General features: G+C 43.8%; 11 protein-coding genes. 9 read left to right on the plus strand and 2 right to left on the minus strand.

Annotated features, from left to right (window positions below):
* Positions 1 to 23 precede the first annotated feature (23 nt).
* The gene (locus I2I04_RS09000; RefSeq protein WP_195654849.1) at positions 24 to 659 is read right to left on the minus strand and encodes a viroplasmin family protein; all 636 of its coding nucleotides are present in this window, start codon (positions 657 to 659) and stop codon (positions 24 to 26) included.
* A 139-nt stretch (positions 660 to 798) separates the two neighbouring features.
* Between I2I04_RS09000 and I2I04_RS09005 the strand changes: the two genes are divergently transcribed.
* The 9 genes from I2I04_RS09005 (at position 799) to I2I04_RS09045 (ending at position 11,377) form a co-directional block, all read left to right on the plus strand.
* Complete coding sequence (locus I2I04_RS09005) at positions 799 to 1,401, plus strand: nitroreductase family protein (RefSeq protein WP_195654850.1); 603 nt, start codon at positions 799 to 801, stop codon at positions 1,399 to 1,401.
* A gap of 127 nt (positions 1,402 to 1,528) precedes the next feature.
* Complete coding sequence (locus I2I04_RS09010; RefSeq protein WP_055236084.1) at positions 1,529 to 2,056, plus strand: shikimate kinase; 528 nt, start codon at positions 1,529 to 1,531, stop codon at positions 2,054 to 2,056.
* Positions 2,057 to 2,190: 134 nt separating this feature from the next.
* Complete coding sequence (locus I2I04_RS09015) at positions 2,191 to 4,689, plus strand: tetratricopeptide repeat protein (protein ID WP_195654851.1); 2,499 nt, start codon at positions 2,191 to 2,193, stop codon at positions 4,687 to 4,689.
* Positions 4,690 to 4,698: 9 nt separating this feature from the next.
* Positions 4,699 to 6,465, plus strand: coding sequence for an HSP90 family protein (locus I2I04_RS09020; protein WP_195654852.1), 1,767 nt, complete (start codon positions 4,699 to 4,701; stop codon positions 6,463 to 6,465).
* 9 nt (positions 6,466 to 6,474) lie between these two features.
* The gene (locus I2I04_RS09025) at positions 6,475 to 7,545 is read left to right on the plus strand and encodes a hypothetical protein (RefSeq protein WP_195654853.1); all 1,071 of its coding nucleotides are present in this window, start codon (positions 6,475 to 6,477) and stop codon (positions 7,543 to 7,545) included.
* A gap of 69 nt (positions 7,546 to 7,614) precedes the next feature.
* Positions 7,615 to 9,507 (plus strand): biosynthetic arginine decarboxylase, encoded by a 1,893-nt coding sequence (gene speA, locus I2I04_RS09030; RefSeq protein WP_143256796.1) that lies wholly within the window; start codon positions 7,615 to 7,617, stop codon positions 9,505 to 9,507.
* Positions 9,508 to 9,563: 56 nt separating this feature from the next.
* Positions 9,564 to 10,337: an acetylglutamate kinase gene (gene argB / locus I2I04_RS09035; RefSeq protein ID WP_195470077.1), complete on the plus strand. Its 774-nt coding sequence runs from the start codon at positions 9,564 to 9,566 to the stop codon at positions 10,335 to 10,337.
* Positions 10,338 to 10,398: 61 nt separating this feature from the next.
* A complete protein-coding gene (locus I2I04_RS09040; protein ID WP_143256798.1) occupies positions 10,399 to 10,908 on the plus strand; it encodes an RNA polymerase sigma factor in 510 nt (169 codons plus the stop codon).
* Positions 10,898 to 11,377: a hypothetical protein gene (locus I2I04_RS09045; protein WP_143256799.1), complete on the plus strand. Its 480-nt coding sequence runs from the start codon at positions 10,898 to 10,900 to the stop codon at positions 11,375 to 11,377. Before I2I04_RS09040 ends, I2I04_RS09045 begins: the two co-directional genes overlap by 11 nt.
* 182 nt (positions 11,378 to 11,559) lie before the next feature.
* On the opposite strand, the gene I2I04_RS09050 is transcribed toward I2I04_RS09045, so the two are convergent.
* Positions 11,560 to 12,342, minus strand: coding sequence for a head GIN domain-containing protein (locus tag I2I04_RS09050; RefSeq protein ID WP_195654854.1), 783 nt, complete (start codon positions 12,340 to 12,342; stop codon positions 11,560 to 11,562).
* Positions 12,343 to 12,451: the final 109 nt, after the last annotated feature.

Genomic DNA, 12,451 nt, shown 5'->3' on the forward strand with positions numbered 1-12,451 from the left:
CATCTATTGAAATTTATATTCTTTTATTTTCTGCCGAAGTCGGCCGGAATTTCTCCCCATTCTTTCGTTTCCCATTTCAGGATACGAGTGGTATACGTGTTTCCCCGCAACCATTTTTCTGCCCGTTCAATCAATAAAAACAGTTCTTCCGTTTCCGGAGTGCGGGGAAGTTTGGTTTTGCACTTCTTCTGTCGTACCCAGCTGATCGCATTGGCGCTGTCGCTGTAAATAGGCATATCGAAACCTTTGTTCTTCAACAACGCCAACCCGTGTACGATGGCTAGAAACTCACCGATATTATTCGTGCCTTTCATCGGGCCGAAATGAAAAATTTCCTGCCGGCTGGCAATATGTACTCCACGATACTCCATCGGTCCCGGATTACCGCTACAGGCTGCGTCGACTGCCAGACTGTTGTCGATCACGCAAGAGGGTAAAGTATCTGACGAAGGTTTGGAAGCTCCTGCTTTAGACTTTGCATTTTTGCCGATATAAGCATAGGGGGACATTGTCAACGCGCGTTCCGCTTCTTCGCGCGTATCGAATGATTTGTATTTGGCAGCTTCGTATCCTTTGATTTGAAGCTGGCAGTCTGTCCAGGAAGTGTAAATCCCGGGTGTGACTCCCTCCCATACGACATAAAATTTCTGTTTAGCCATTTTTCTGACAATAAATTTAGATAGTCAATGAATTGACGCTGCGAAGGTACAAATATATTCTCTAACTGAACAAGTTAGGGAGGATACTTGTTATAAAAAAAAGAGAGTTTTAAGAATATAAAATAAGAAAGGAACTATCATGGAAAGATCTTTTAGTGAGGCTTTGAAACAACGTCGGACTTACTATTCAATTACTAATCAGTCACCTATATCCGATCAGGAGATCGAATGTATCGTTAATATGACCGTGCGCCACGTACCGTCAGCATTCAATTCGCAGACTACACGTGTGGTGCTCCTGTTGGGAGAGTCTCATAAGAAATTGTGGCAGATCGTGAAAGATGCATTGAAGAAGATTGTACCGGCTGAAGCTTTTATAAAGACAGAAGAGAAGATAGATCATTCCTTTGCCTGTGGCTACGGAACTGTACTGTTCTTTGAGGATCAAAAGGTAGTGAAAGGACTTCAGGAAGCTTTCCCGTCTTATCAGGAGAACTTCCCGGGATGGTCATTGCAGACTTCTGCCATGCACCAGTTGGCTATCTGGGTGATGCTTGAGGATGTAGGTTTCGGAGCATCGCTGCAACACTATAACCCGTTGATTGATGAAGAAGTGCGCCGTGCATGGAACTTGCCGGAACATTGGCATCTGATTGCGGAAATGCCGTTCGGACTTCCTATTGGCAAACCGGGTGAAAAAGAATTTCAGCCGCTTGAAGAACGGGTAAAAGTCTTCAAATAATGAATGACGGAGAATGAACAAAAGAGATTGAAAAAGAAGAAATTCATAACTGATAACTAATAATTATCTGTTATCCATTATCTATTATCTATTAAATGACTAATTTTGTGAGCAAAATTAGTCATTTATGGTTCGTATCTTCCTTACCGGCTATATGGGTGCCGGAAAAACGACGCTGGGGAAAGCATTTGCCCGGCAAATGAATATACCGTTCGTTGATCTGGACTGGTATATCGAAGAGCGTTTTCACAAAACCGTTGGAGAATTATTCACAGAACGAGGCGAAACAGGATTCAGGGAACTGGAGCGGAATATGCTCCATGAAGTAGCCGAGTTTGAGAATGTGGTCATTTCGACGGGAGGTGGAGCGCCTTGTTTTTTTGATAATATGGACTTTATGAACCGGACTGGAAAGACGGTTTTTCTCGATGTACATCCGGACGTATTGTTCAGACGCTTGCGTGTGGCTAAGCAGCAACGTCCTATTCTTCAGGGGAAAGAGGATGACGAACTGAAAGCGTTTATCGTTCAGGCGCTTGAGAAGCGCGCGCCTTTCTATCATCAGGCACAATATATCTTTAATGCAGACGAACTGGAAGACCGTTGGCAGATTGAAACATCGGTGCAACGTTTGCAACAACTTCTTGGATTATAATCTGTGCCTAAATTGTATATCAGACTTTATTTTTTTGATACTCTTTATTGTTCATTCGGTCAATATTTGTACCTTGCACTCGTTATGAGATTTTTTATTGACTAATAACACAAAATTAAGGTAAAGTCTATATCATGAAAACTTTAAAAGAGAAATTTGGGGAGTTATCCGCTAGAATTAAAGCGTCCGGACAGCCTGCAAGGGTATGGTTCCCACAGTATACACCGGCCTCATTATTAAATGCGGAAAATTGGTGGGAAGCATTGGCTGTATGTGAATATGCTTTGGATACGAAAGAAGACGAGAAATTAACAGAAGATTTTTTTGAACTGATATTCAGTGCTTTTGATTGTAATGTAGAGGTTGATCTCAACGAAGAAGAATATGAATTCTGGTGGGAAAAGGTGATACAGGTATGCGATCGTGTAGCAGTGTTCAGCGGTGCGGGATGGGCACAGAAGGGTGCGCAATATTCTGAAGCCCGTTATGGAAAGCGGGATATGAGTTATTTGTTTCCATGCTACGAAAAGGCTGCCGATATGGGTTGGCCCGAAGCGGAAGCAACTGTTGCCTATTGGCAATACATGGGATTCTATTGCGAACAAAATAAAGAAGAGGGCGAACGACGTTTTGCCGCTCTCACTTCTCCCGAAGCTATTTTATGGGGAAAACATTATCGTGCTTTTGTCGAAGAATTTACAGGCGATGAGGCGAAGGCATCACAGATGCGTCATGACCTGCTTGCCGAACTGCCTGAAGGAGAACGTCTGCGTGCTCATGTATATGCAGCGCTGGGAGACGCACTCGACAGGGCGGAAGCTGGTGTGGCGGAGGAAGCAGCTTGCTACGAAAAGTCTTTGGAGGTAGTTCCCAATCTTTATAGTCTTAAAAATCTGGCTACGCTTTATTTCCGTTATCCGGAACTGAATAAACCGAAAGAACTGGGCTTTGAACTTTGGGAAAAAGCCTGGCGTGCAGGTGTGTGGGCTGCCGCTAACTTCCTGGGGTATACTTATCAGAAAGAAGAATGGCTGGATATGCCGAAAGCTATTGAATGGCTGGAAAAGGGTATGCTTTATTGTGAATCTTACAGTGCGTATGAACTGGCGGTGATCTACCTGTATAATGATGAATATAAGAACGTGGAACGTGGACTGATGTGCCTGAACCGTTGTGTGGAAGATGACTATATAAAGGGTATCGAAAAACTGGCTAATATCTATTTCAACGGTGATTTGGTGGAAGAGGACATGAATCGTGCGAAAGAATTGCTGGAGAAGGCTATTGAGCTGGAGTCGGGAAATGCTGCTTATTGTTTGGGCTGGATGTATGAGCGTGGTTTCTTGTCTGAAGAACCGGATTATGTGAAGGCGTTGGAGCTTTATGAAAAGGCAGCTTCGCTGAATAATGCCGACGGATATTGTCGGATGGCGCTTTACCTGGCTAATGGATATAGCGGTGTAAAAGATGCTGATAAGTCAAGAGAATGTTATGAAAAAGCAGCTGAATTGGGCTCTTGTTTTGCTCTTTTAGAATTGGCGTTCTTGTATGAGAATGGCGATGGAGTGGAGGAGAACTATGAAAAAGCATTTGAACTGATTAGTAAGGCTGCTGAACAAGGTTATCCTTATGCGATGCTCTGTTCTGGTCTTTATATGGAAAAGGGTGTTCTTGGTGAAGCAAAACCGGAAGAGGCTTTCGTTTGGTATACAAAGGCGGCTGAAGCGGGTGATAATGATGCGAACTTTGCTCTGGGACGCTGCTATAAAGAAGGAATCGGAACGAAAGAAGACTGGGATAAGGCACTCGAATGGTTTGGCAAAGGGGCGGAGAAGGGAGAGTCCCGTTGTTTGACAGAGATGGGCCTGGCTTATGAGAATGGCAATGGCGTGGAAGAAAATCCACAAAAGGCTGTGGAGTATATGACGAAAGCGGCAGAACAGGACTATGGTTATGCCCAGTTTAAAATGGGAGATTATTATTTCTTTGGTTGCGGTCCCTGTCTGGAAGACAATAAAAAGGCTGTGGAATGGTATGAGAAGGCTGCGGCCAACGAAATTCCAATGGCTATGTTACGTATGGGTGAGTATTACCTGTATGACTATGACAGTCTGAACGAATCGGAAAAGGCCTTTGCCTATTTCAAGAAAGCTGCCGAATACGAATGGTATAACGAAGGATTGGGTATCTGTTATGAAATGGGTATCGGAGTGGAAGATAATGAAACGGAAGCTTTTAAATATTATACGCTGGCTGCGGATAATGGAAATACGATGAGTATGTATCGTACCGGGCTTTGCTATTACAACGGAGTAGGTGTGAAACAGAACTATGCCGAAGCTTACCGCTGGTTTACGGATGCGGCAGGAAATGAGAATATTGCTGCAACTTATTATCTCGGTAAGATGATGATGTATGGCGAAGGTTGTACTCCTAATCCGGAAGCCGCGGTGCAATGGCTACTGAAAGCTGCCGAAAGAAATAACGACAAAGCACAATTTGAACTTGGAAATGCCTATCTGACAGGAAATGGCGTGGAAGAAAACGATGAAATTGCAATGGAGTGGTTTGAAAAGGCCGCAGAGAATGGCAATGAGAAAGCTCTTAAAATCACCGGAAGGAGGAGAAAGTAAAAGAGGAACATGGAAAAAGAAGGGAATAATCTGTTTCAGGTCAATCTCAAAGGTATGATTGCCTTGTTATCAGAGCACATTTATAGTAACCCGAATACTTTTATTCGCGAACTGCTGCAGAATTGCGTAGATGCCATCACGGCACTACGCAATATCGACGAGAATTATGAAGGACGTATCGATGTTTTTCTGAATGAGGACAAAACGGTGGTGTTCAGGGATAATGGAATCGGACTGAAAGAGGAGGAAGTTTATCGCTTTCTGACGGTTATCGGAGAGAGTTCAAAACGGGATACTCCCGATGCGGATGATTTTATCGGAAGGTTCGGTATCGGATTGTTATCTTGTTTTGTAGTGACCAATGAAATCACCGTGGAGAGTCGTTCGGCAATGAGCGGACAGCCTGTTTGTTGGTGTGGCAAAGTGGATGGGACGTATCAGCTGACTTTATCGGATGAAGAACGGCCTATCGGGTCGCAGGTAGTATTGCACCCGAAAGGAGACTGGATGCATCTTTTTGAATATGAAACGTTCAAGAAGATACTGGTCAGTTATGGAGAAGTGCTGCCATATCCTATCTATCTGCATTATCAGGGAGAAGAAGAATTGGTAAATACACCTTCGCCTGTATGGCTTGACCCGAAGGCGACTCGTAAAGAACTGCTGGATTATGGGGCAAAAGTATTTCAGTCGTCTGCTCTTGATGCTTTCCGGATTTATACAGAAAGCGGTAAGGTAGAAGGGGTGCTTTATGTTTTGCCTTTCCGCGCACAATTTTCAGTGCGCAACTCTCATAAGGTCTACCTTAAACGTATGCTGTTGAGTGAGGATGATTGCAATTTGTTGCCGCCGTGGGCTTTCTTTATCCGTTGTCTGGTGAATGCGGACGGATTGCTGTCTACTGCCTCCCGCGAGTCCTTGGTAAGCAATGATCAGTTGAAGGATGCACGGAAAGAGATCGGGATGGCTATCAAGGATTATCTGCGGGGATTGGTGCAGAATGACCGCGTCATGTTCAACCGGATCTTGGCTGTTCATCACTTCCATATCAAGGCGATTGCTTCGGAAGACAATGAATTGCTCCGTTTGTTTATGGATTATCTTCCTTTTGAAACAAATAAGGGGGTGCGTGGTTTTGGAAGTATTCGTTCGGCAAGCAATGTGATATGCTATACCAAGAATCTGGAAGATTTCCGTCAGGTACGCCGTATAGCCGGAGCGCAAGGATGGCTGGTGGTGAATGCTGCTTACACTTTTGATGAAACTTTGTTGAAAAAGTATGTTCGTCTGAATCCGGAACTTACTTTGGATGAAATATCTCCTTCACGGTTGCTGGAACAGTTTGGTGAAGTGGAGGCGAATAAAGAGTTTCAGGCTTTTGAAATGAAAGCGAACGACTTGTTGAAGCGGTTTGGCTGTGTCTGCCGTCTGAAGCATTTTACTCCGGTGGATATTCCGGTAATCTTTGTGGCGGAGGAAAAGGAGAATGCAGCTAAAAGTGCCAATAATCCGTTGGCGGCTGTACTAGGAACTGTGAATACTGCCAAGCGGATTCCACCGACACTCACTTTCAATGCGGATAACAAAATGGTGCAGACTTTATTGCAAATACAGGGAGACAATAAACTGTTTCAGCATGTGGTGCATATATTGTATGTACAATCGCTTTTGCAAGGTAAATATCCGGTGAACAGTGAAGAAATGGAGCTTTTCAACCGTTCGCTTAGCGAACTGATGACTTCGAAAATGAATGATTTTATAAATTTCCTGAATTAAAAAAAGAGTATGAGATACACGCTTGAAATACAAAAACTGCTGTTGCAGACACAGAATAACAGCCTGCATCCCAGTGAAAAAGCCAATCTATTGAAAGAAGCTATCCGCATCGCTGATGAGAACGAAGATGTGGAATGGGCTACGGAGTTGAGACTGGATCTTATCTATGAACTGAATCTTCTTTCGGCAGATGCGGAAGAGATTACCGTGTTCTCTAAAATCCTGGATGATTACGAGAATCACAAGGATGTAATCAAAGAAGATGACTTGTTGTGGAAATATAAATGGATCTGGGCTTGTATGTTCGAATTGCCGGAAATTCCGATGGAACAGGTGAGAGCGGTTGGTGAGGATTATAAAACCCGTATTCTCCGGAATGGATATTCTTTGCGGAGTTATTATCATCGCTGGTCTGTGGAATGTGTTAGGATGCGCCAGTATGACAAGGCGAAAGAATACATTGATAAGATGCTGAATGAAAAGATAGACGGTCAGTCGTGTGAGGCTTGCGAACTGAATTTTATGCTGGATTATTATCTGGAAACAGGGCAGTTTGATGAGGCTTACAGCCGGGCGCAACCATTGATTAATAAGCAGGTTACCTGTTATGAAGCTAATTTGCGGGCTTACTTGAAGCTTTCTTATTATGCACAGATAGCTGGTAAACCGGAAGTTGCCGCCGATATGTGCGCGCGTGCCGAAGAAGCATTGCAGGGAAGAGAGAAGGACGAATATCTTTTGCTCTACTTGGGATTGTTCATTGTTTATAATATGATGACGAAGCCGGAAAGAGGATGGGAATATGCTGAGCGGTGCATCAGTTGGAGTTTGCGTACGAATACGTTGAAGAAATATCGCTTCTCTTGCGATATGGTAGAGGCCTTGAAGTATGAGACCCGCCCGGAAGTCTCCTTATCGTTACCGGAGGAATTCCCTCTTTACCGTCCGGACGGAATTTATCAGGTAAACGAGCTTCGCAATTATTTCTATCAGCAGGCAGAAGAGCTGGCACTTCGCTATGATGCCCGTAACGGAAATAGTGGTTATATGGACCGTTTGAAACAATTAATGTCCAATTAATTGCCAACATGTAGATTAATCTGTATTTTTGCCGTCCAATTATTTACTAAAAACACTGAATAACAGAAAATGAGAAAGTGGCGTATTGAAGATTCTGAGGAACTCTACAACATCACAGGTTGGGGTACCTCGTACTTTGGTATTAATGACAAAGGTCATGTCGTTGTTACACCTCGTAAAGATGGAGTATCCGTTGATTTGAAAGAACTGGTCGACGAGTTACAATTGCGTGATGTGGCGGCTCCCATGCTGGTGCGTTTCCCGGATATTTTGGACAACCGTATTGAAAAGATGTCGTCCTGCTTTAAACAGGCAGCCGAGGAGTATGGTTATAAAGCCCAAAACTTTATTATTTATCCGATTAAAGTCAACCAGATGCGCCCTGTGGTGGAAGAAATTATCAGCCACGGAAAGAAGTTCAATCTTGGACTGGAAGCTGGTTCTAAACCGGAACTCCATGCGGTGATTGCGGTCAATACGGACTCTGACTCATTGATTGTTTGCAACGGATATAAAGACGAAAGTTATATTGAACTGGCTCTGCTTGCCCAAAAGATGGGTAAACGTATCTATCTCGTTGTGGAGAAGATGAACGAACTGAAGCTGATAGCCAAAATGGCAAAGCAGCTGAATGTGCAGCCTAACATCGGTATACGTATCAAACTCGCTTCTTCCGGTAGCGGAAAGTGGGAAGAGTCGGGAGGAGATGCCAGCAAGTTCGGCTTGACTTCCAGCGAACTTCTCGAAGCACTCGATTTCCTGGAGAGCAAAGGGTTGAAAGATTGTCTGAAGCTGATTCATTTCCATATCGGCAGTCAGGTGACGAAGATACGTCGTATCAAAACGGCTTTGCGTGAGGCTTCACAATTCTATGTGCAGCTCCATTCAATGGGCTTCAATGTGGAGTTTGTTGATATTGGCGGTGGACTGGGAGTGGATTATGACGGAACCCGTTCATCCAATAGCGAAGGTAGTGTAAACTATTCCATTCAGGAGTATGTAAACGACTCTATCTCTACGCTGGTAGACGTGAGCGATAAAAATGGCATCCCGCACCCGAATATCATAACGGAAAGTGGACGTGCATTGACGGCACACCATTCTGTTCTCATCTTTGAAGTTCTTGAAACAGCTACCTTGCCCGAATGGGATGACGAGGAGGAAATAGCTCCGGACGCACACGAATTGGTGCAGGAGTTATATAGTATCTGGGATTCGCTGAATCAGAATAAGATGTTGGAAGCATGGCACGATGCGCAGCAGATCAGGGAGGAAGCGCTGGACTTGTTCAGTCATGGAATCGTGGATCTGAAAACCCGTGCACAAATCGAGCGTCTGTATTGGTCTATTACACGTGAGATTAATCAGATTGCCGGCGGTTTGAAGCATGCGCCCGATGAATTCCGCGGACTGTCCAAACTGCTTGCAGATAAATATTTCTGTAACTTCTCGCTGTTTCAGTCACTTCCTGACTCTTGGGCGATTGACCAGATATTCCCGATCATGCCTATTCAGCGATTGGATGAGAAACCGGAGCGTTCGGCTACTTTACAGGATATTACCTGCGACTCGGACGGCAAAATTGCCAACTTTATCTCTACCCGTAACGTGTCTCATTATCTGCCTGTACATGCACTGAAGAAAACAGAACCTTATTATGTGGCTGTGTTCCTGGTAGGGGCTTATCAGGAGATTTTGGGAGATATGCATAATTTATTCGGTGATACGAACGCCGTGCATGTTTCGGTGAACGAGAAAGGATATAATATCGAACAGATTATCGACGGAGAAACGGTAGCGGAGGTATTGGACTATGTGCAGTATAATCCGAAGAAACTGGTACGTACACTCGAAACTTGGGTGACGAAATCAGTGAAAGAAGGAAAGATCTCTTTGGAAGAAGGAAAAGAATTCCTTTCCAATTATCGTTCAGGGCTTTACGGATATACTTATTTGGAATAACCGGCAAGGTGCCGGAGCCGGATTCTCCATTCGGCGAACTTATTAGAAATCAAGAAATGAGAGAAAAACTAACAGTAATTAAGGTGGGTGGCAAAATCGTAGAAGAGGAAGCCACCCTTCGTCAGTTGTTAAATGACTTTGCCGCTATCGACGGACATAAAGTGTTGGTTCATGGCGGCGGTCGTTCGGCAACAAAGATTGCCGCACAACTGGGTATTGAAAGCAAAATGGTAAATGGTCGTCGGATTACCGATGCCGAAACGTTGAAAGTCGTAACGATGGTGTACGGCGGATTGGTGAATAAAAGCATTGTGGCAGGTCTGCAAGCACGCGGAGTCAATGCGCTCGGATTGACCGGAGCGGATATGAATGTAATCCGTTCGGTGAAACGTCCGGTGAAGGAAGTAGACTACGGTTTCGTGGGGGATGTGGAACAGGTGGACGCAACTTTGTTGTCGGATTTGATACATAAAGGTGTTGTTCCGGTAATGGCTCCATTGACGCACGACGGACACGGTAATATGCTGAATACGAATGCAGATACCATTGCCGGGGAAACAGCGAAGGCGTTGTCGGCTCTGTTTGATGTGACATTGGTGTATTGCTTCGAGAAGAAAGGCGTGTTGCGTGACGAGAATGATGACGACAGTGTGATTCCTCAAATCACCCGTGCCGAATTTGAACAATATGTAGCTGATGGCGTTATTCAAGGAGGTATGATTCCCAAATTGGAGAATTCTTTTGAAGCAATAAATGCAGGAGTCTCTGAAGTGGTAATCACCTTAGCGTCAGCGATTAACGACTCTGGAGGAACGAGAATAAAAAAATAATTCAAAAAAAAGTAGTGGGCGACTGTAACTTTTCATATCCTAGCCCGTCATTATTATAGAGATGCAAGAAATCAGCTTCCGAAACGATATTTTGCCGTTGAAGGATAAACTCTTTCGATTGGCTCTCAGAATCACCCTGGATAGGGCCGAAGCCGAGGATGTCGTTCAGGACACCATGATAAGAGTGTGGAACAAGCGTGATGAGTGGTCTCAATTTGAATCGGTCGAAGCCTATTGCCTGACAGTGGCAAAGAACCTGGCGATAGACCGGAGTCAAAAGAAAGAAGCTCAAAACGTGGAACTCACCCCCGAAATGGAGGAAGAACCTGATGCAAACAGTCCGTATGACCAGATGATTCATGATGAAAGAATGAACATCATTAATAGACTGGTAAACGAACTTCCCGAAAAACAGCGGCTTATCATGCAACTGAGGGACATTGAAGGTGAAAGCTATAAAAAAATTGCAAGCTTGCTGAATCTGACAGAGGAACAAGTAAAGGTAAACCTCTTCAGAGCCAGACAAAAAGTAAAACAAAGGTATTTAGAAATTGACGAATATGGATTATAAGGATATAGAACAGCTCCTCGAGCGATACTGGCAATGCGAAACTTCCGTTGAGGAGGAAGCAACATTGCGCGACTTCTTCGCAAAGGAAGAGGTTCCGGCTCATTTGCTTCGCTATAAAAACCTGTTTGTTTATCAGCAGGTTCAGCAGGAAGTAGGACTGGGCGAAGACTTTGATGCACGTATTCTGGCAGAGGTGGAGCCTACGGTAGTAAAAGCGAAACGTTTGACACTGACTGGTCGTTTTATTCCTCTGTTCAAGGCCGCTGCCGTAATTGCAATCATCCTTTCTTTGGGGAATGTGGCGCAACATTCTTTCTCCGGAGATGATGGAAGTGTATTGGCAACGGATACCATTGGTAAACAAGTAACCGCACCGTCGGTCGCTATCTCAAATGATGTGAAAGCGGAACAGGTCCTGGCTGATAGTCTGGCGAGGATCAACCACAAGGTGCAAGTTATAAACGAATAGACATTTTCATTTGCTTTAAACATATAATATAGTTAGTGTGCTTAATTAAAACAACAACGAAGGCGAAACTGTGAAGTTTTCAATTCTCTCAAATTTTTATAATAAAACTAACTAAATAAATGGGCTACCGCGCGATGCAGTAGCCCTTTTATGTTTTTAAACTGTCTTTATTTAAACTGTCTTTATTTGATCTGCCGTATATTTTTTCTTGGAGCATCCACTTCTTGAGGATCTCCTTTATAGGCAATATCACCGCTTCCTTTGACGCGGGCAACCAGCTTCTGACTGGCATAGCAACTGATGTTGCCGGAGCCGCTAATGCTTGCGTCTGTGTTTTCTGCTTGCAAATCGGCGGCCTGAATATTTCCTGATCCGGCAATAGAATAGCTCGCTTGAATGGCTTTGCCGTTCAGATTGATATTGCCCGAACCGGAAATACTTGCCTGACATTCCTGACTCTCTATTTGTTGTAGTCTTACATCTCCCGAACCATTAATTGAAACGGTCATTTTTTGGCAATTGAATCCTTCTCCCTGAATGTTGCCCGAACCGTTGATGTGGAATTCAATATCTTTAGAGGTTTGTATCCCATTGATTAATCTTATATTTCCTGAACCGTTGACCGACAGCTTATTCAGCTCCGGAGCAAAAACTTTTATTTCCAGTTTTCCTTTCCAGATAGTGACATTCTTCTTGAATTTTATAATGAATGTACTACCCTCCACATACGTTTCTATAAGTGGTATGATGTTGTCGGAACCATGAATTTCGACATGGCTGCATGTGTCTTGCCAATAACTGATGTTGGCACTTCCCACTAGTTTGATTTCATTGAAGTGGTCGGCTTTCACTTCTTTGGAGATGTAATTCTTACTACCTACGATGTGTTTTCCCCGCAAGCAAGAGCCGGCAGTAAGTACTAGAAACATTCCCGTGACTAATACGAGCAATAAACTTGTTTTCATAATTACGCTTTTCTATGATTGATATAATGGTTAGACGTAAGAACTTGATCTAAAGTTGCATCTTCCATAAAGTTTTTCGTTAGCATCTTCTTTTTTATTACTTTTGTGG

This window comes from Bacteroides sp. 1001136B_160425_E2, from assembly GCF_015559655.1.
Classification (GTDB): Bacteria; Bacteroidota; Bacteroidia; order Bacteroidales; family Bacteroidaceae; genus Bacteroides; species Bacteroides luhongzhouii.